The organism is Vreelandella hamiltonii (genome assembly GCF_014651775.1).
Classification (GTDB): Bacteria; Pseudomonadota; Gammaproteobacteria; order Pseudomonadales; family Halomonadaceae; genus Vreelandella; species Vreelandella hamiltonii.
Genome location: NZ_BMXN01000015.1, coordinates 66,744 through 85,737, shown reverse-complemented (window position 1 = coordinate 85,737; position 18,994 = coordinate 66,744). Strand labels below are relative to the sequence as shown.

Below are 18,994 nucleotides of genomic sequence, written 5' to 3'. Positions count from 1 at the left end.
CTGATGGTCATATCGCCGCATAGGTGTGCCGAATGATGCTGTGCACTATGCCAGAAAAATCAGGTGGTTGTCGACAGGCTATCCGCAACCACCTGAATAGTTACGTTGATTTTTGTGCAAGAGTCTCTTGCGGGGTGAGCGCTGTTTCCAAGGCATTGTTCACTGCACAATATCGCCCACTCAATGGCTCGCAGTGAAACATCAAGCAAGCCAATCGACAACACAGTGAGGTGTCAGCCATGAAGATACTGTTGATCAATGGCGGTAAAGCGTTTGCCCACTCTGGTGGTGAACTCAACAATACGCTGCATGCCGTCGCAAAGGAAACCCTGCTGGAACTGGGGCATGACGTGCGCGAGACGGTCATCGAGCAAGGCTACGAGACTGCTGCCGAAGTACAGCACTACCTGTGGGCCGACACCATCGTGTACCAGATGCCCGGCTGGTGGATGGGCGCGCCCTGGACGGTCAAGCGCTATATCGATGAAGTCTTTACCGAGGGGCATGGCGCGCTGTACGCAAGCGATGGCCGTTCGCGTCAGGACCCTTCCAAACAGTACGGCAGCGGCGGGCTGCTGCAGGGCCGCCACTACATGCTGTCGCTGACCTGGAATGCCCCCGCCGAAGCCTTCGATGAGCCGGGCAACTTCTTTGAAGGGCGTGGGGTCGATGGCGTCTACTTTGCGTTCCACAAATCCCAGGAGTTCGTCGGGCTGGCCGCCCAGCCCACGTTCATCGCCAACGATGTCATCAAGGCACCGGACGTCGAGCGCGACAAAGCGGAGTATCGCCGCCACCTGCGTCGCGTGTTCGGTTAGGCACCATCGCACACGGGCGGTGAGCGCTTACCTACCGCCCGTATCTGGAGCGCGGCATGGCCGAGGGGGCCTTCAACGCTCCCGCGCCAAGCTCTGTACCGTCAGGTCCAGAGCCTTGTACATATCCAGCCTGGCCGAAAGCCCCACGTCGGGATGATTGAGTTCATTGGCGCGCTCGGACGGCAAGATGGGGGCGGTCAGGTCGTCGGCATCCACCGGCTCGAAATCGTACTCCTCACCGATGGTCATGGCGCTGCGCCGTATCAGCATACGCAGCTGTGCAGGCGTCAGCGCAGGGTCGATGGACATCATGGCGGCCACCAGGCCTGCCACTAGCGGGGTGGCGTAAGAGGTGCCGCAGTGGGCGGGGCCTTGCTCGTCTTCTTGCAGGCTTGAACCGCGCACGCAGGCCGCCGCCGTGATGTCCACACGCATGTCGATATTCGAGGCATCGCGTTTCTGGGCGTAGCGAGGGTCTTCTACGCTGACGTCCTGGTCGCTGCGCTCATGTCCTCCGACCACGAACAGTTGCTCCGTCACGAACGAAGAGGGCAGGCGATATTCGTCGCGGCTGGAAAACGACGATGCGTTGCCCGCAGAGTTCACGACCACCACCTCCGGGTGTTCCCGGCGTAGCCAGAGAAAGAACTCTTCGAGCAGCTCTTCGTAGCCGCTCATGGCAATGCCCGAGCGCACCAGCGAATCGACCACGTCGCCGTTGATATCGATGGCACCTACCCGATGAATGCCCCAACTCCAGTTGAGTACGCGCGCCCCGTCCTCCACCAGATTGACCGAAGCGGCGATGTTGGCCGTGATGCCCGCATCGGAGTTGCGTTCCACGATCACGTCGAAACCTGGGCCAACGTCGTCGAGCCCGCGCAGAAAGCCACTGTTACCGCCTTCGTTCCATGCTGCGGCTAGAACGCCTGCTACTGTCGTGCCATGGCCGTCGGGTGTCGCGGCATCGCGGCTGTAGACGCAGGTTCGGCGGGTGTTGGCGCGACAGTCGCCCAGGTAGTCGGCGAAGTCGGGGGCATCGAAGTCCACGTTGCGCTCGATGACGCCAATGCGGATGGGCTGTGTGTCGATATCACTGTCTTGGCCAAGGCGTCGCTGGTAGAAGTTCACCGCATCCAGAAAGCGGTTCGACGCCCACTCCTGGTCGTCCGCCCTGGGCGGCGCGTCGGCTTCGCGCTCAACGCTCTCTTCCGCGCCAGACTCTTCGATGACCACGGCATCCACGCTCACTTCGTTGCCAAGCCGCAGCACCAGGGCATCGCGCGCTTCCAGGTCGTCGGCGGGTAACCGGAGCTGGTAGGTGTTGAGAGGCGGAATCATCCCGACCACTTCGGCCCCATACTTTTCCGCTAACCGCTGGGCTTCTTCGGCACCCTCGTGGCTCTCTTCGATGATCAGACTGACCAGATCGACGTAGGTGGTGATGCCATCCATGTTCTCTGCCACCTCCTGCTCGGTGGCCGCCACGACGTGGCTGGCCTTGAGGCTGACCCAGACAGGGTTGCTGGATTGGTCGTCTTGTTCCAGCCAGAGCGGGCCGCTTTGCACCTCATCCGCCTCCAGGCGGATACGCACCTCGTCCTCGTCCTCGTTCGCGTCATAGCGAAGCTGGCTCTGGGGAATGGGCTCTCCGTTCAGCTTGGCTTGGAAATCCGTATGGTCGAGCCCTTTTACGATCAGGCAAAACTCCTGATGCGACGTGGCCAGAAGGTCGCCACAGCGCTGTAGCTGCTCCACACGAAGAGGTTGTTCTGCGGCAGCGCCGTGTGCCATGCAGAGAAGGAGCAGCGCAGGAATTCGCCGCGCCATGCTTCGATAGTCGACTGCCATGTCGTTGACTCCATGCTGGATACGGTGGGTAGCACGCAGCATAACCGTATGCGATGAACAGAACATGAACCTGTTTCTACGTGGGGGGTATTACCTCATCAGCGGCTGAACCGAACACGCAGCTTGGGCAGCGTGCGTGCCACCGGCGGTAGGCGGGTCGCCATGATCAGGGCGGAAACGGCGGCATACACGGCCCATTCGCGCAGGTCGGCGCGTACCACCCAGAAGAAGTGCAGCAGTACCAGGGCGAGGATGACGTAGGCAAACTTGTGCAGGGGCTTCCAGCGTTTGCCCAGCCGCTGCATCGACCAGCGGTTGGAGGTTGCCCCCAGCACGGCCAGCCCCAGCAGGGCGATCATGCCCACCACGATGTAGGGCCGCTTGACCAGCTCACTGCCCAGCAGGGCCCAGTTCAGCCCCAGAATGAACAGGGCATAGCTCAGCAGGTGAAGGGTCGCGTAAGCGAGGGTCCACAGCCCCAACTGCCGCCGGATCAGGTTGAAGCCTTTCCAGCGGGTGAGCTTGGTCAGCGGGGTCAGGCTCAGGGTCATCAGCAATAGCCAAAGCGCGCCAATGCCCAGGTTCAGTAGCAGGTAGCGCCCGGGTTCCGGGCCAGCGGCGTTGCTGGCCACCTGACCGCTCCAGTACAGCAGGGGGGCCAGCGCGGCCAGGAACACGCCGCCGCGCCATAGCCACCAGGTGCGTGGTGTGGCCATCAGTAGTTGGCTCTCAAGTCCAGGCCGGCATACAGCTCGGCCACTTCGTCGGCGTAGCCGTTGAACATCAGGGTGTCCATGGTATTGGGGCTGAACAGGCTGTTGGGCAGGCGGCGTTCGGTGGCCTGGCTCCAGCGGGGGTGATCCACTTCCGGGTTGACGTTGGCATAGAAGCCGTACTCGTTGGGGGCAATCAGCTGCCAGGAGTTCATCGGCTGCTCTTCGACCAGCGAAATGCGCACGATCGACTTGATGCTCTTGAACCCGTACTTCCAGGGCACCACCAGGCGCAGCGGTGCGCCGTTCTGGTTGGGCAGTTCGCGGCCATACATGCCCAGCGCCATCAGGGTCAGCGGGTGCATGGCTTCATCCATGCGCAGGCCCTCCACGTAAGGCCAGTCGATCAGCGAAAACGACGAGCGCTGGCCAGGCATCTGCTCTGGGTCCACGAGGGTTTCGAAGCGCACGTACTTGGCTTTGCTGGTGGGCTCGGCGCGGGTGATGATATCGGCCAGCGGAATGCCCAGCCAGGGAATGACCATCGACCACGCCTCCACGCAGCGCAAGCGGTAGATGCGCTCTTCGAGCCGGGTAGGGCTGACGAGGTCTTCCAGCGCAAAGCGACCGCCGTTGTTCACTTCGCCATCGACCACCACGCTCCAGGGCTCGGTTTTTAAACTGCCAGCCCGGCGGGCGGGGTCGGTTTTTCCGGTGCCGAACTCATAAAAGTTGTTATAGCCGCTGGCATCGTCGAAGGGGGTGAGGGTGTCTGTATCGGGGTCGCTGGGAGTCACGGCTCCCCACTGGGTATCGCCGATCTTTTGCTGCAGCCACTCTGGGCCGCTGCCCGCTGGCACATCCGAATAGTCCGCATTGGCGCGGGCGTGCCCCGACAGCGCAAGCCCAGCCCCCAGCCCCGCCATGCCGCCCATGAATTGTCGGCGCGACAGATAGATGGATTCCGGGGTGACATCCGATTCTTTCAAATCACTGGGCTTGGCAATTTTTATCAGCATGGGGGAGCCTCTGCGTAGAAGAACATGTCCAAGGTGCAGGAAGAGCGTCACCTTTGACGATGGATGGCAGGAGAAGTTCTCCACTTCTTTGTCAGTGTATAACCTTTATATCGCTTTGGCGCTGTCAGGCGTCATGTCTTACTGGCCAAGGCCTTGGCCCCTGTGGACTCCATGCGTATGCCTTCAAGAGTTGATGAGCAGAACCCCCTGAGCTACCCAACGAGCGCGGACTGGCACCAGCTGTTCATGCGGCTGCTGCCTTGGCTGGGCTGCCTGGCCCTTGCCGGTGCGCTGCTGTTTTTCGTGGCTTACCACTGGGCCGGCATGGGGCGCTGGGCGCGGCTGGGCTTGCTGCAAACCGTGCTGTTGCTGGCCGTGGGCATGGCACTGTGGCAGGCCCGGCGGCCCAGGGGCAGGCAGTTGGCGCTATGCATGGCGGTGTGCGTGGTGGGTGTGCTGCTGGCGCTGATCGGGCAGGTGTATCAGACCGGGGCAGACCCGTGGCAACTGTTTGCAGGTTGGGCGGTATTGGCCCTGCCTTGGGTAGTCATGGCCCGCCTGAGCGGGCTGTGGCTGCTGTGGTGGGGGCTGGTGAACATGGCCGTCTGGCTCTATGCCAGCGTTTGGGGGTTATGGGGGGCGTTGGGATGGCCTCAGGTGGCGGGCCTGTGGGGGCTGGCGGTGGTCAATAGCGCGGCGCTGGCCGGTTGGGAGTGGGGCGTGCAGCGGCGGGGCTGGCCAGCGGGCTGGGCGCTGCGCGTGCTGGCGTTGGGCAGCGGGGTGCCGGTGACCCTGCTGATGATGCACTGGCTGTCGGGCGCGTTGACCCACGCTTTTCTGCCTGTGGCCGTATATGGCACCTGGCTGGCGCTGCTGTACGGGGTATATCGCTACCTTCGCCTGGAGTTGTTCATGCTGGCGGGAGGGTGCCTGTCGGTGATGGTGCTGGTCCTGTGGCTGATGGCACGTTATTGGCTGTCGAGTGACGGCTACGCGATTGGCCTGCTGATGATGGCCTTGGCCGTCACCGCGATGGGCATGTCGAGCGTGGCCTGGTTGAAGCGCATGGCGGGAGAAGGCCCGCTGCCATGGCTGCTGAGAGGTGTACAGGCCGTGGCCGGATGGCTGGCCGCGCTGTGTTTGCTGGGGTTCGTGGCAACGCTGTTGGTGGCCGTCATCGACAGCGGCCCCCTGACGCTGATGATGGGGCTGGGCTGCCTTGGGCTTGGCTTTATCGTGCTACGGAAAATGCGCTCGCAAGATGTGATGACGCATCTGGCGCTGGTCTTCAGCCTGACAGGGCAGTTTCTGGTGGCGTGGGCGTTGCTGGCGAGTAGATGGGGAGCTGGCTCGGAGGGTGGTTGGAACAGTGGTTGGAACAGTGCCTGGAACGGTACCTGGAAGAGCGTCTGGCTGCTGTGGATGCTGCAGGTCGGCCTGGCCGTGGTGATGCCCAGCGCGTTGCACCGTTTCGTGGCGACGTTGCTGGCCTGCATGGCGCTGTATATGGCTCTGGCACTCCACGGTATGGGGGCTGCCGCCAGCGGCCTGATCCTGTTGGCGGTGGTCAGCGTTTGGCATGGGTATTCGTGGGGGCGTGGCCACCCGGAGGTGATGCACGCCTGGGGGCTGGGCTTGCTGATGGGCCTGCTGGCCGTGCAAGGCGTGCTATACGCCCTGGCGCCCAGCGGGCTGGATAGCCTGCTGGGGACGGCGCCCCGTTGGCCAGGGCTGGTGCGCGGTGTCACGACCCTGCTGGCAGGGGGCGCCCTGCTGTGGGTGGTACATCGTGCGCTCACCGCGTGTGCCTTGCCCCCCACTTCAAGCAGGCTTGCCTATGCCGCCGCGCTGTTCACGGCTGGGCTGGCCTTCTACGTGCCGGGGCTGAGCGCCGGGCTGGCGCTGCTGTTGCTCGGATACGCCCTTGGCCAGCGGCTGGTGTTGGGCGCAGGCGTGGTGCTGTGGCTGGTGGCACTGGGGCACTATTACTACTGGCTGGACCTGTCGCTACTGGCCAAATCCGGACTGCTGCTGTTACTGGGAATAGCGGTGTTGGGGGCGCGTGGACTGCTGGCGAGGCGCGCACACGAGGCTGACTCCAGACCGCAGGAGCGCCGTGCTCGTGCCAGTCGCTTCCGCTGGGCGCTTATGCTCTCCACGTTGCTGGTGCTGGCGGCCGTCAATGTTGCGATCTGGCAGAAGGAGCGCCACCTGGCCGAAGGCGAAATCGTCTACCTGGCGCTGGCACCGGTGGACCCGCGTTCCTTGATGCAGGGCGATTACATGGCGCTCGACTTTGCGCTGGCCCAGCGGTTGCGGCAGGCGCTTTACGAGGATCACTCCCCGGCCCTTCCTGACGCCCTGAATGGCGAGGTCGTAGTGCGTCTGGACGATGCGCAGGTCGCTCATTTTCAGCGCCTGGACGATGGCTCACCCTTGGCCAGTGACGAGCGCCGTCTGGCGTTTCGCCTGCGCCATGGGCAGGTGCGCTTTGCCACCGATGCCTTCTTCTTTCAGGAGGGACATGCCGAGCGCTACGAAGCGGCGCACTATGGCCAGTTCCGGGTAAATGCCCAAGGGGCGCTACTGCTGACGGGGCTTTATGATGAGGCGTTGCAGCGCCTGGGAGGGTTGGCACAGTGATCGCCCGCCGGGGCGTGACTTGCCTCACGGGCTAACGTGGTCTGTACTTGGTCCAATCATAAGCACGGATAGAGGCGAGAATGACGAAAGCACACGGATGGCGATACTGGCTGGTACTGCTGGTAGGGCTATGTTTCTCGCACATGGGCCTGGCGCAGAGCCAGGGCGACGAAAGCGAAGATGAGCGCTGGTTCACCGCAGACACGCTGAATGCCGGACTGGGCGAAGCCCCGGAAGAGGTCAAGCGGCTATCGCCCAGGGAGGCGATTCGCAGCTTCCTGACGCTCACCGAGGAGGGGGACTACGCGGCCGCCGCGCATCTGCTCAACCTGGCGGATATCGACTCGGGTGAGCAGCCCGGCCGGGGGGCCGAACTGGCCGAGCAGCTGGCCGAAGTATTGCGGCGCGGCGAGTGGCTCAACGCCTCCAACTTGTCCGGGCGCCAGGATGCGGCCATTGAAGACCCGTCCGGCCAGAACCCGATGACCGGCCAACCCCGACGTAATATCGAGCTGGCCTCGTTGCAGATCAATGGCGATGCGTACGATGTGCGCCTGGGCCGTTACCGCATCCCCGATGAAGACCCCGTGTGGCTGGTGATGCCGGAGAGCGTGTCAGCGATTCCCGAGCTGTATGAAGAGTACGGGCCTTCGGTGATCGAGCAGTATATCCCCGAGCGGTTCAAGACCTCGTTCGGCATGCTGAAGGTATGGGAGTGGCTGGCCATTCCGCTGTTTTTGCTGACGGTGAGCGGAGTGGGCGTCGTGGCCTACTATGCCGTGAGGCTCGTGGCGCGCCTGTTGCCCTCCGGTGTGTCGACCATCTTCGCCGACCAGATCGGGGTGCCCGTTGCGCTGATCGTGATGGCGCTGTTCACTCAGGCACTGCTGGATTACGTGGTGTCGTTTTCCGCCGTGGCCACTACCACCTTCCGGGTATTGCTGATTGCCGTGATGGCCTGGGGCGCGGGCACCATCGCGCTACGCCTGGTGGATACCATCATGCTGCGCATGACGCGTCACCTGGTGGGGGAAATCGACGATACCAAACCCCGCGACAAGCGCCGTTTGCTGACCAGCCTGTACGCCTTGCGGCGTGGCATCATTCTGGTCACGGTGGTGTCGGTATCGGTGTACGTGCTGGGGCAGATCAAGCTGTTCGAATCTCTGGGCCTTTCGCTGTTGGCCTCGGCCAGCGTACTGGCCGTGCTGGTGGGCATTGCGGGCCAGGCAGTGCTGGGCAACATTCTCTCCTCTTTTCAGCTTTCGCTGGCCAAGCCGGTGCGCATCGGTGACCTGGTGATCTTCGAGGGCCAGTGGTGCTACGTAGAGGGTATCTTCTATACCTTCATCCGCCTGCGCTCCTGGGATGAGCGTCGCTTGATCGTGCCGGTGACCTACTTCATCTCGAAGCCTTTCGAGAACCTGTCGGTCAAAAGTGCCAAGATGTATCGCTTTCTGGAGCTGACGCTGCACTTGAGTGCCGACATCTCCAAAATTCGTGAAAAGTTTATCGAGTTTGCCGAGGCCGAAGAGTCCGTGGTCGAGCACCACAAGCTGCTGTGCTACGTCACAGGCCAAACGGCACATGCGCAGACCGTCACCTGCTACCTGATGACCTCCGACCCGCTATCGGGCTGGACCGCCGAAATGAACATCCGCGAGCAGCTCATGGCCTACATCCGCGATGAGCACCCCGAATGGTGGCCCCGCGAGGTCATGGTCATCAGCCACCACGACGTGGCCAAGGGCCACGGCCAGCGCTCGGGAACCACGTCGAGCGCCCGCCAGGAAACCCATGAACGCACCCCCCGCGGGCCCGGTGAAGGCAGCAGCGACAACCGCGGAGACGCCAGCAGCGAAGGCAGCGCAGAAACCTCAGGCAACAGCGCACCCGACTAGGGGCGCATTTGCCCAGATATGCGGGCCGATATCATGAACATGACGGAGACAGATTAGCGAGATGACACTCAATATCGTGCAACGGATGCTGCCTGGTTGGGGCGTGACCTATGGCCCTGCCGGTGAAGGGCCGTTTCCTGCCGTGATGCTGCTGCATGGTTCGGAAGGGGCCTGGTCGGGATGGAGCCATCGAGATGCGATGCTGTTGGCTGCACAGGGATACCTGGCGTTTCCATTGGGTTATTCACAGGGTGGCAACATCTGGAATGCGGGACACATCATTGATTATCCCTTGGAGCGCAGTGCTGAAGCGCTGCTAGCGTTACGCGCTTTTGGTTATGCGGCTGACTGGGTCGGCCTCTACGGCGTTTCTCGCGGTGCCGAGCAAGCCCTACTGCTGGGTGCTTTGATGGCGCGTGAGGCAATGCCTGGCTTGCCTGACGCCATCGCCGTGCATAGCCCGCCCGATGTAGTGTGCGGCGCCTTCGATGCGCGAAGTTTTCGGGATGCAGGCGACCCTGGTTGGCAAGCCTGGGACGCCCGTCAGCGAGCCTGGCAATGGCGTGGGCGTCATGATGGTCTACTGCCCACAACGCCTATCGAGATCGAACGTTATCCAGGCCCGCTGTTCATTTCTCACGGAACCGATGATCAAATGTGGTCGGTAGAGATGACGAGACGCCTTGAGCAGCGCTTGCGTCACCATGGTCGCGAACCGGAGGTTCATTACTACGCTGGCGAGGACCACATTCCTGGTAGTGAAGGGCAGAATCTCCACTACCAGAAGGTGCTTGGCTTCTTTGCCCATGCGTTGCACCTGCATACCACGCAATCTGGTAAGGGATGATCGAAGTCGAGGCATGCATTCCTTGGCATTAGGTGTTGGCCATATCCAACTGCTCCTTGGCCAACCGCTTGGCGCCCGCGAAGTCGGCTTTGCCGGAGCCGAGGCGGGGCAGGGCAGCCGTCGTGAGCCAGTGATCTGGAATCATCAGGTTGGGGGTGCCTTGGCTGCGCATGGCCGAGGCGGTTGCCTGGCGGTCCAGGGGTGTTTCCGATAGCAGTACCAGCCGCTCGCCTTTGCGTGCGTCGGGTAGGCTGACTGCCATCAAGGGGGTGTCGGCCTCTTCGAGGGCTGCGCGGACGGCGTTCTCCACGGCGGTCAGGCTGACCATCTCTCCAGCGATCTTGGCAAAGCGCGTGTAGCGGTCGATGAGGGTCAAGAAGCCGTCTTCGTCCATGTATCCTTTATCACCCGTGACGTACCACCGTTGCCCATCCAGCGTCTTGAGCGCCGAGGCAGTGCGTTCGGGGTCATGGAGGTAGCCCTGCATGACCTGAGGGCCACTGACGATCACCATACCGGCTTGCCCGGTGGGCAGTTCATCCAGGCTTTCCGGGTCGACCACTTTTACGCTGGTGCCCGGCAGCGGCATGCCCACCGTGCCCGGCTGATGCCCCTTTTGCAGCGGCTGCGAACGGGAGCCCAGCGTGTCGGGCAAGTTGACCGAGACCACCGGAGCGGTTTCGGTGGCCCCGTAACCTTCATAAATGGGCATGCCGAACCTGGCCATGAAGCCTTCTCGCACGCGCTCATCCAGCTTCTCGGCACCGGCGACCACGATGCGCAGGCTGTGCAACTGCTCGGCTTGCACTTTGGGGTGACGGTTGAACAGCCGCAGCAGGCTGGAGGTGCCGAACATGATGGTGGCCTGGTGCTGGCTGACGGCCTTGGCAACCCCGGATACGTCGGTCGGGTCGGCGTGGCAGACCAGGGGCAGCCCTTCCACCAGTGGCAGCAGCTGAGTCACCGTGAACCCAAACGCATGAAATGTCGGCAGCGAGGCCATCACCACATCGTCGTGCTGGGTGTTCAGTACGTCGGAGGTTTGCTTGATATTGGCCATCAGGTTGCGGTGGCTGAGCATGACGCCCTTGGGCATCCCTTCGCTGCCGCTGGAGAACAGGATGGCCGCCGTGGCGCGGGCATCCTGTGCGCGGCAGAAGAGCGTTTGCAGCAGCCAACCGGGGAGGCAGCGAACGGCCAGCCAGGTCATCAGCCGCTCCCGGCGCGTCATGCTGGCCTGCAGGTCTTCCAGGTAAAGAATGCGAAGGCTGGCCAACAGCGGTGTGACGTCGAGGCCGCGCTGCTCCAGCCTGGTGACAAAGCGCCGGGAGGTGAGCAGCGTGCGTACCTCTGCCTGCTGAAGTGCAAAGGCCAGGGCCTCCTGGCTGGCCGTATAGTTCAGGTTGACCAGCGTTTTACCCGCCAACAGCGTCGCCATATTGGCCAATACCCCCGCCGAGCTGGTGGGCAGCAACACCCCGACGACGGGCTCCTGGGCGCTGTGGCGCATCAGACGCTTGGCGATCAACAGGCTGCCCGTGAGCGCCTGGCCGGCACTCAATGCGCTACCCAACGTATCTGCCACGGCAGGCGCGCCGGGGCGGCGTTTGACGCTTTTGATCCAGGCGCAGGGCAGGCTGGGCAAGGTATCCATGGCGTGCAGCCAGGAGTGGGTGGCCTGTTCGAAAATGCGCCGCTTGAGCACATCGGCGGAGGTGTCTTTCGGCAGCGGCTTGCCAAAGGCGACCACCACGGAGCGGTGCAGCGGCGCGTTGCGCAGCTCCTTCAGCTTGCTGGAGGAGCGGGAGAACTGACTGCCCCACAGCCCGCGCAGATAGAAGGGCACGATGCACACACTCGGGTCGGCCTGCTGGCAGGCGCGCTGGTAGCCTCGGCGCAGCTCGCCCAGTTGGCCGTTATAGCTGATGGCACCCTCTGGAAACAGGCACACGACCTCGCCTGCATTGAGCATGTTGGCCACTTTGGCCAGCGCAATGTCGGCCTGCTCGCCGCGTTCGATGGGGATGCAGCCCAGGGCCTTGAAAAACCAGCGCAGGTACCAGCGTTGATAAATGGAGCGCAGCATCACGAAGCGCACGGGGCGTGGGCTGGCAATCTGCACCATGGCCCAGTCGATCCAGCTGATATGGTTGCCCAGCAGCAGCACGCCCCCCTGGGCGGGCAGGTTCTCCAGGCCATGCACTTCTACTCGGTAGCGGCGGGTGAGCAGAAACCCCAATACGAAGCGCACCAGGCTCTGCGGCAGCTTCAAGATAGTGTAAGCGCCGCCCGCCATGGCAACGCTGGCAATCAACAGCAGCAGATAGTGGCTATCGACCCCTGCCAGAGCGAACAGCGCGGTGAGCGCCAGAAAGCCCAGCATGGCCAGGTTCTGGATCCAGTTATTGGCGGCCATCACGGTGCCCAACTGGTGGTCGGCTGCATGGAACTGAATCAGTGCGTTCAGCGGCACGATGAACAGCCCGCCCATGATGCCGATGAACACGAAGTTCAACGCCTGGCTGGTGGGCGTCGTGAACAGGGGAAGGCACCACAGGCCGATGGCGACCCCAACGGCTCCCACCGGAATCAGCCCGGTTTCGATGCGGTTGCGGGACAGCGAGCTGGCCAGCAGCGACCCCAGCGCAATCCCGATCCCGCTGGCGGCCAGGATGGCTTGCAGCACCAGCGTGTTATCGATGGAAAGCGCATCCTTGGCATAGGACGGAAAGGCGGCCAGCAGCACCTGGCCCACCGACCAGAACGTGGCCAGGCCGATGATCGACAACCGCAGTACGGGCTGCTGGGCAATCAGTCGCAGGTTTTCCCTGAGGGCGGTGCCGCTGCGGTAGCGCGCCCAGGTCAAGAGGGTGGGCGCGGGGCGCGGTGGGTCCAGCGGCAAGCGGTACAGAGCGACCACCTGCAGGACGCTGTTGAGGACCAGCAGCCAACCCAACGGGGCAATGTGGCGCAGCAGCTCGTCAGGGGAGCCGCCGCCCGCAGGCACCCAGTATTCGAACAGCGCGGTAAAGGCCACGGTGCCTGCCAGTATCGCGGCGATGGTGACGGCTTGCACCAGACCATTGGCCTCGGCCAAACGTGGCTTGCCAAACAGCCCTTTCACCAACCCGTACTTGGCAGGGGAGTAGAAGGCCGACTGAATGGCCAGCAGCAGCGTCATGGCAAACGCCAGCCAGAACCAGCCCTGGAAGTAAGCCGCCGTGATACCGAGCGACACCGCCACGGCCGCCCAGGCCGAGACGCGCAGCACGCTGACGCGGGGGATCCGGTCGGAAAGATGGCCCGCAGGGCTGAACAGCAGAATGAACGGAAGCAGAATCAGGCCATTCACCAGCGCCGTCAGCACCACCTGTTGCGTACCGTCGTAGCTTTTGAAAATCGTGTTCTGGATAACGATCTTGTGCCCTAGATCCACAAACGCATTGAGGAAAATGGCCATCAGGTAGGGCCAAGCGCCCGCGCTGCGCAGCAATGCTTGCATGGTGTCTCGCCTTGTTTGCCGGATGCTTGATACACCTGCGCGCATTGTGTTGTGCGGGCTTTCCGGTATCGTGGTCGGTTTTGAAACTGATCGTCTTGCAGGGTGATGCAGTATAGCGTGCTTGCGCATACGCTCGACAAGGCTGCCAAGAGAATCCCCATTGATGAATAGCACCCCCTTTCAGGCGTTGGCCTGCCCGCTCGATGGCGAACCGCTCTATCTGGAAGGCAATACGTGGCGATGTGCCGCCCGCCACGCTTTCGATGTGGCCAGGCAGGGCTATGTGAACCTGCTGCCGGTGCAGCAGAAGCGCTCGACGGACCCTGGCGATAGCAAGCCCATGGTGGCTGCCCGCCAGCGTTTTCTGGCGGCGGGGCATTATCGGCCGATTGCCGAGTCGGTGAGCGATATCCTCCAGCGCCATGCCCATGCCCATGCCCATGGGCAGGAGGCGTACCACTGCCTGGATGCGGGGTGTGGCGAGGGGTACTACCTGCGTGAACTGGCGGGGCGATGGCCTGCCGAACAGTCGCTGGCGCTGATGGGGTTGGATATTTCCAAGTGGGCGGTGTTGGCGGCTGCCAGGCAGGGGGCCGAGACGTGCCGTTGGGTGGTGGGCAGCAATGCGCAGCTGCCGGTACAGTCGGCCACGCTGGACAGCGTGCTGTGCCTGTTCGGCTTTCCGGTGCATGCGGAGTTTGCGCGGGTACTCAAGCCGGGTGGGCAGCTGCTGCAGGTGGAAGCGGGGCCTGAGCATTTGCGAGAGCTGCGTGAGGTCATCTACCCGACCCTGAAGCCCGCCCGTGAAAAGTCTCCTGAGATGCCCGCAGGCTTTGTGGCGCATTCAGCGCATGAGCTGCGCTATGTGGTCACTTTGAAGGGGGCCGAGTCGATTGGCGATTTGCTGGCCATGACGCCTCACCTTTACCGCGCCAGTGCCGAAGGCCGTGAGCGAGCGGCGAATCTGGAGGCGCTGTCGTTGACCGTGGATGCACGGCTCATCGTCTGGAAGCGAGTGTAGTCCAGAATATAACGCTCAAACGCAAAAAGGCCCGCCGAAGCGGGCCTTTCTGGTGGAACCCATCACACGAGGCGTGGGTTCCAGCAAATGCTCAAGTCCGAAGACTTAGGAGATTTGCTTGATGTTAGAAGCCTGCAGGCCTTTTTTACCCTGGGTAACGTCGAAAGAGACGTTAGCGCCTTCTTGCAGGGTTTTGAAGCCGTCAGACTGGATTTCGGAGAAGTGTGCAAACAGATCGTCGCCACCGTCAGAAGGAGCGATGAAACCGAAGCCTTTGGTGTCGTTAAACCATTTAACTGTGCCAGTTGCCATTGTGTAGATCCTTTGCGCTGATGCGCCTTAATAAAATTCCTGGTATGACCCAGATGAAGTAGCGGGTGAAACAAGGAATACAATATTCAGGCTAACGAAAAAGATCGTACGCAACTGAAACCATGCTGCTTGCTTACTAACCAACTGACGCTACAGTGTCATGCTTGCGCTGCCGGGTCAAAGCCTTTCGTGATTATTTTTTGAGTCTTGCCATGGGAAGCGCTATTTCCAGCCCATTTTCCACGTCTGGTCATCCTTGAGCGCCTGCCAGGGCAGCGTGGTTTCACGATGGGAATGCACGGCTTCCAGCACGACATCGACGACCTGCTCTTCCTCGTCGCGCAGCAGCTGGGTCACGATGAAATGTTTTTCCTTGTTGCGAGGCGTGACCGCGGTCCATTTGCTGTGGTGTAGCTTATTGGGGTTGATGCTGTTCATGGGAGCTCCGGCAATCGAAGAGAAAACCTGTGGCGTGGCTAGGGTGGTGGAGAACGGGGCCTTCATGCGCGTTGTAAAATGAGGCCCATGCGCCATGCTAAGCTAGGCCACGTAATGATGTTGCGACGCACGATGTAGACCGCTGATTTCTATCGCTGATTCCTACCAACGATTCACACCAACTATTTACATCAACCATTTACACCAACAGGGCACTCAATGAAATATCTATGGAAGCGCTATCTTCAGGCGTCGCTTATTTTACGCGTGACCATTGCGCTGGTTTTGGGCGTGCTGGTCGGCCTGGTGGGCGGCGAGTGGGTCGCCACATGGCTAGGCCCGGTCGGGGATTTGCTGCTGCGTCTGTTGACCTTTCTCATCGTGCCCATCGTGCTGTTCACGCTCATGGTGGGAGTGAATCAATCGCGTGAGGGGAGCGCCGGCCGGGTAGGGGGCAAGGTGTTCTTCTACTATTTGGGGTCCTCCGCCTTGGCGATCATGGTGGGCTTGAGCGTGGCGACGCTGTTCAGTCCTGGCAGCGGCATGACGCTGAATGATAGTGCGAGCTTTTCGGTTCCCGAGAGCCCTGGCGTGGTCGATGCTTTGCTGAACATCGTGCCCAGAAATATCGTGACGGCTTTTGCCGAGCTGAACATGCTGGGCATCATTTTTACCGCCTTGGTCTTTGGCATTGCCCTGCTGAAGTTGCGCCAATCCGAGCAACAGCATGTGCTGGGAGAACAGCTTTATCAGGTGATCGAAGGGCTGAACGAAGTCACCCTCAAGGTCATGGCTGGCGTGCTGCATTTCGTACCGATAGGGGTCTTTGCCATTGTCGCCAAGACGGTCAGCCAGCAGGGAATGGCAACCCTGGTATCGCTGGGGGATATGGTGATGGTGCTCTATATCGCCCTGGGGGTACAGCTGCTAATTTATTGCCTGATCATGATGCTTTTCGGAGTGAAGTTACGCACCTTCTTTCGTGAGGCGCGCACGCCCATGGCGACTGCTTTTGCGACGCAAAGCAGTGCAGGCACGCTACCCTTGACCATCAATGCAGCCCAACGCATGGGCATCCCGAAAAGCATCTATGGCTTCAGCTTGCCGCTTGGGGCAACGCTGAACATGGATGGCGCGGCAATTCGTATTGCCATTTCGGCGGTGTTTGCCGCCAACGTCATTGGTGCCCCGCTCGATTTCATGAGCATGGCCCAGATCGTGCTGATCGGCACGTTAGTGACCGTCGGGACGGCGGGTGTGCCGGGGGCGGGTATCATCATGATCGCGACGGTATTTGCTCAAGTGGGCCTGCCCATTGAAACCGTGGCGCTATTGACGGCAATCGATGCGTTGGTCGGCATGGGGGCCACGGCACTGAACGTGACGGGAGACCTGGTCGGCTCGTCCGTGATCAGCCGCAGTGAAGGGAACGACCTGAGCGAAGCGCCACCCGAAACGGATAGCCCCGCTGTTAACAAGCAGGCATGACCTTCGGAAAGAACCTCTGGAAAGAACTGCTGGAAAGATAAAGGGCGGGTGCAAAAACGCCGCCTTGCACGAGGCAAGGCGGCGTTTGTCAGACGGGGTGATACGAGCGGGCTAGTGCTTCAAGATGACATAGAACGCATGAAGGATGCCCGGTATGAAACCAAACAGGGTCAGCAGGATATTGAGCCAGAAATGTCCTTTTAGCCCGACTTCGAGAAACACCCCGAGAGGGGGGAAGATCACCGCAAAAATCATCTTGATCGGGTCTGTCGCTGTCAACGCCATAAAGCCTCCTTTGCTTTTTTAGCTAACCTATAAGACCAACCACTTACACTATCGTTCAGCTTAGGCTGAGCGCCAATCATTGGGAAGGGAATCCATGCATCGTTTTCAACTACCGTTTTCACGTACACCGCTGGCTCTGTTGTTGGGGTCGGTGGTGATGACCCCGGCGGCGGCGGAAACTGCGCCCGAGGCCAGTACCGTGCTGCCTGCCGTGGAGGTCAGCGCTCCCCGTTTGGCCCGTGAACTCTATGCGACCCCAGCGGCTGTTTCGACCCTCGACGCCCAGGAGATCCAGCAGGGGCAGCAGCGGGTGCGGCTGGATGAGTCGCTGAACAGGGTGCCCGGGGTATCGCTGCAGAACCGCGATAATTTTGCCCAGGGCCAGCGTATCGCCATTCGTGGTTTTGGTGCCCGGGCGCCGTTTGGCGTACGGGGGATTACGGTGATGGTGGATGGCATTCCGTATACCCTGCCGGATGGTCAAGCGCAGCTGGATGCCATCGACCTGGACAGCGCCGAACGGATCGAGGTGATTCGCGGCCCGTCATCGGTGCTCTACGGTAATGCTGCCGGGGGCGTGATCGACGTGACCACGGCCGATGGGCGCGACAACCCTGGCACTCGCATCCGCCTGGGGGCGGGCAGCCATGGCTATCAGAAAGTGGCGCTGCAGCACGGTGGCGCGCAGGGGGATTGGTCGCATCATGTCAGCTTGACGGCCCTCAACGTGGATGGTTATCGCGAGCAGAGCGCCACGGAAAAGTACCTGCTGAATGCCAAGCTGCGCCGTGAGTTGGGCAGTGAACGGGCACTGACGGCCATCATCAACGTGCTGGATAACCCGCGCTCGGAAGATCCCGGTGCCCTGACGGCCACCGAGGTTGCGCAGGGGCGCGATCAGGCTGCGCCCAACGCCCTGGCGCTGGATGCCCGGCAGCAGGCCGAACAGCAGGTGCTGGGGCTGCAATACGAAGACTTGGCGCTGGGGGACGGCGCCTTGTACCTGCGCGGTTTTGTGGCTCGTCGTGATTTCGAACAGCAGCTGCCGTTTGTCGGTGACAGCCGTTTGGGCTATCGCCGTGATTACATGGGGGCCAGCGCCGAGTATCACCAGGCAGCCATGCTGGGCGAGCTGCCCCTCGATTACGTGGTCGGCGTCGACCTTGCTCGCCAGGAGGATGACCGCTACCGCAATCGGGTCAATGCCGTGGGCGCGGTGGGGGATGCCTCGGCTGACGAAACCCAGCGTGCCACCTCCAGCGGCGTCTTTGCTCAGGGGGATCTGGCGCTTTCCGAGCAGGTGACGTTTTCGCTGGGCGCGCGCTTCGATCGTGTGGCGCTCAGGGTAGACGATGACTTTCTGGCAGATGGCGACCAGAGTGGCCGACGCTCCTTCAACGAATGGAGCGGCTCGGCCGGGGTGAGCTACCGTTACCTGCCGCAGCATCAACTCTATTTGAACACCGGCACCGCGTTCGAAACCCCCACCTTTGCCGAATTCGCCAACCCTGCGGGCGGGGGCTTCAACCCAGCCATCGAGCCGCAAAAAGCCTGGAATCGAGAAATCGGGATGCGCGGGTATGTCGAACCGCTGGCCCTGGATTACGATCTGGCGCTGTTTTCCGTGCGGGTGCGCGATGAGCTGGTGCCTTTCGATGAAGGAGGGCGCACCTTCTACGAGAACGCCAGCGATACCCAGCGTGACGGGATCGAGTTGGCACTGGGCTGGCAGCTGGCCGATGCATGGCGGGTGAACAGTGCCTTGACGCTGGCGCGCTACGAGTTCGATAACTTTGACGATTCAGGGGCGAATTTTGATGGCAATCGGCTCCCCGGCTTGCCCGAGCAGACCTGGATCAACCAGTTGACCTGGCAGCAACAGGAACGTTTTGCCACGCTGGAAACCGAATATATCGGTAGCCTGATGGCCGACAACGCCAATGCCACCCAAGTCGACAGCTATTGGCTGGTCAACCTGCGTGTAGGCGATGAGTGGCAGCTCAGTGGTGATACGCGGCTGAGCGCTTATCTGGGGCTACGTAACCTGTTCGACGAAGAGTACAACGACAACGTGCGCATCAACGGCACCTTTGGGCGTTTTTACGAGCCTGCGCCGGGGCGCAGTGTTCATGGCGGCGTCGAGCTGAGCTTCTAAG

14 protein-coding genes are annotated in these 18,994 nt (G+C 61.7%); 7 read left to right on the top strand and 7 right to left on the bottom strand.

What is annotated here, in order from left to right; all coding sequences use genetic code 11:
• The first annotated feature begins 239 nt into the window (after window positions 1–239).
• Window positions 240–818 carry an NAD(P)H-dependent oxidoreductase gene (locus IE091_RS12905; RefSeq protein ID WP_039183470.1) on the top strand — a complete coding sequence of 193 codons (579 nt, stop codon included), beginning with the start codon at window positions 240–242 and terminating at the stop codon, window positions 816–818.
• Window positions 819–890: 72 nt separating this feature from the next.
• Here IE091_RS12905 and IE091_RS12900 read toward each other — a convergent pair whose 3' ends face one another.
• From IE091_RS12900 to msrP, 3 genes are all read right to left on the bottom strand, one after another.
• The gene (locus IE091_RS12900) at window positions 891–2,669 is read right to left on the bottom strand and encodes a S8/S53 family peptidase (protein ID WP_189463814.1); all 1,779 of its coding nucleotides are present in this window, start codon (window positions 2,667–2,669) and stop codon (window positions 891–893) included.
• A 98-nt stretch (window positions 2,670–2,767) separates the two neighbouring features.
• On the bottom strand, window positions 2,768–3,385 hold the full coding sequence (gene msrQ / locus IE091_RS12895; RefSeq protein ID WP_189463813.1) for a protein-methionine-sulfoxide reductase heme-binding subunit MsrQ: 618 nt from the start codon (window positions 3,383–3,385) through the stop codon (window positions 2,768–2,770).
• Window positions 3,385–4,401 (bottom strand): protein-methionine-sulfoxide reductase catalytic subunit MsrP, encoded by a 1,017-nt coding sequence (gene msrP, locus IE091_RS12890; RefSeq protein ID WP_189463812.1) that lies wholly within the window; start codon window positions 4,399–4,401, stop codon window positions 3,385–3,387. The genes msrQ and msrP overlap by 1 nt, the downstream gene beginning before the upstream one ends.
• Window positions 4,402–4,578: 177 nt before the next feature.
• On the opposite strand from msrP, the gene IE091_RS12885 reads away from it, so the two are divergent.
• The 3 genes from IE091_RS12885 (at window position 4,579) to IE091_RS12875 (ending at window position 9,792) form a co-directional block, all read left to right on the top strand.
• Window positions 4,579–7,044 (top strand): GDYXXLXY domain-containing protein, encoded by a 2,466-nt coding sequence (locus tag IE091_RS12885; RefSeq protein ID WP_189463811.1) that lies wholly within the window; start codon window positions 4,579–4,581, stop codon window positions 7,042–7,044.
• An 80-nt stretch (window positions 7,045–7,124) separates the two neighbouring features.
• Window positions 7,125–8,945, top strand: coding sequence for a mechanosensitive ion channel family protein (locus IE091_RS12880; RefSeq protein ID WP_189463810.1), 1,821 nt, complete (start codon window positions 7,125–7,127; stop codon window positions 8,943–8,945).
• A 61-nt stretch (window positions 8,946–9,006) separates the two neighbouring features.
• Window positions 9,007–9,792, top strand: coding sequence for an alpha/beta hydrolase family protein (locus IE091_RS12875; protein WP_189463809.1), 786 nt, complete (start codon window positions 9,007–9,009; stop codon window positions 9,790–9,792).
• 28 nt (window positions 9,793–9,820) lie between these two features.
• Here the strand turns inward: IE091_RS12875 and IE091_RS12870 are convergent, their stop codons facing one another.
• Window positions 9,821–13,294, bottom strand: coding sequence for an acyl-[ACP]--phospholipid O-acyltransferase (locus tag IE091_RS12870; RefSeq protein ID WP_189463808.1), 3,474 nt, complete (start codon window positions 13,292–13,294; stop codon window positions 9,821–9,823).
• A 163-nt stretch (window positions 13,295–13,457) separates the two neighbouring features.
• Here IE091_RS12870 and IE091_RS12865 point away from each other — a divergent pair, with 163 nt between their 5' ends.
• Window positions 13,458–14,315: a putative RNA methyltransferase gene (locus IE091_RS12865; protein WP_189463807.1), complete on the top strand. Its 858-nt coding sequence runs from the start codon at window positions 13,458–13,460 to the stop codon at window positions 14,313–14,315.
• 105 nt (window positions 14,316–14,420) lie between these two features.
• On the opposite strand, the gene IE091_RS12860 is transcribed toward IE091_RS12865, so the two are convergent.
• Both IE091_RS12860 and IE091_RS12855 read right to left on the bottom strand, forming a co-directional pair.
• Window positions 14,421–14,627, bottom strand: a complete 207-nt coding sequence (locus IE091_RS12860) for a cold-shock protein (protein WP_009095703.1) — start codon at window positions 14,625–14,627, stop codon at window positions 14,421–14,423.
• 222 nt (window positions 14,628–14,849) lie between these two features.
• The gene (locus tag IE091_RS12855) at window positions 14,850–15,065 is read right to left on the bottom strand and encodes a TIGR02450 family Trp-rich protein (protein ID WP_039183856.1); all 216 of its coding nucleotides are present in this window, start codon (window positions 15,063–15,065) and stop codon (window positions 14,850–14,852) included.
• Between the two features lie 219 nt (window positions 15,066–15,284).
• Between IE091_RS12855 and IE091_RS12850 the strand changes: the two genes are divergently transcribed.
• A complete protein-coding gene (locus IE091_RS12850; RefSeq protein WP_189463806.1) occupies window positions 15,285–16,553 on the top strand; it encodes a dicarboxylate/amino acid:cation symporter in 1,269 nt (422 codons plus the stop codon).
• 111 nt (window positions 16,554–16,664) lie between these two features.
• Here the strand turns inward: IE091_RS12850 and IE091_RS12845 are convergent, their stop codons facing one another.
• Window positions 16,665–16,838 (bottom strand): YqaE/Pmp3 family membrane protein, encoded by a 174-nt coding sequence (locus IE091_RS12845; protein ID WP_016914759.1) that lies wholly within the window; start codon window positions 16,836–16,838, stop codon window positions 16,665–16,667.
• A gap of 157 nt (window positions 16,839–16,995) precedes the next feature.
• Between IE091_RS12845 and IE091_RS12840 the strand changes: the two genes are divergently transcribed.
• On the top strand, window positions 16,996–18,993 hold the full coding sequence (locus IE091_RS12840; RefSeq protein WP_189463820.1) for a TonB-dependent receptor family protein: 1,998 nt from the start codon (window positions 16,996–16,998) through the stop codon (window positions 18,991–18,993).
• Window position 18,994: the final 1 nt, after the last annotated feature.

Coding starts and splice junctions, on each gene's coding strand:
- IE091_RS12880 (WP_189463810.1), top strand. CDS start 7,125: ATGACGAAAGCACACGGATGGCGATACTGGCTGGTACTGCTGGTAGGG.
- msrQ (WP_189463813.1), bottom strand. CDS start 3,385: ATGGCCACACCACGCACCTGGTGGCTATGGCGCGGCGGCGTGTTCCTG.
- IE091_RS12900 (WP_189463814.1), bottom strand. CDS start 2,669: ATGGCAGTCGACTATCGAAGCATGGCGCGGCGAATTCCTGCGCTGCTC.
- IE091_RS12885 (WP_189463811.1), top strand. CDS start 4,579: ATGCCTTCAAGAGTTGATGAGCAGAACCCCCTGAGCTACCCAACGAGC.
- msrP (WP_189463812.1), bottom strand. CDS start 4,401: ATGCTGATAAAAATTGCCAAGCCCAGTGATTTGAAAGAATCGGATGTC.
- IE091_RS12865 (WP_189463807.1), top strand. CDS start 13,458: ATGAATAGCACCCCCTTTCAGGCGTTGGCCTGCCCGCTCGATGGCGAA.
- IE091_RS12850 (WP_189463806.1), top strand. CDS start 15,285: ATGAAATATCTATGGAAGCGCTATCTTCAGGCGTCGCTTATTTTACGC.
- IE091_RS12870 (WP_189463808.1), bottom strand. CDS start 13,294: ATGCAAGCATTGCTGCGCAGCGCGGGCGCTTGGCCCTACCTGATGGCC.
- IE091_RS12855 (WP_039183856.1), bottom strand. CDS start 15,065: ATGAACAGCATCAACCCCAATAAGCTACACCACAGCAAATGGACCGCG.
- IE091_RS12840 (WP_189463820.1), top strand. CDS start 16,996: ATGACCCCGGCGGCGGCGGAAACTGCGCCCGAGGCCAGTACCGTGCTG.
- IE091_RS12845 (WP_016914759.1), bottom strand. CDS start 16,838: ATGGCGTTGACAGCGACAGACCCGATCAAGATGATTTTTGCGGTGATC.
- IE091_RS12860 (WP_009095703.1), bottom strand. CDS start 14,627: ATGGCAACTGGCACAGTTAAATGGTTTAACGACACCAAAGGCTTCGGT.
- IE091_RS12875 (WP_189463809.1), top strand. CDS start 9,007: ATGACACTCAATATCGTGCAACGGATGCTGCCTGGTTGGGGCGTGACC.
- IE091_RS12905 (WP_039183470.1), top strand. CDS start 240: ATGAAGATACTGTTGATCAATGGCGGTAAAGCGTTTGCCCACTCTGGT.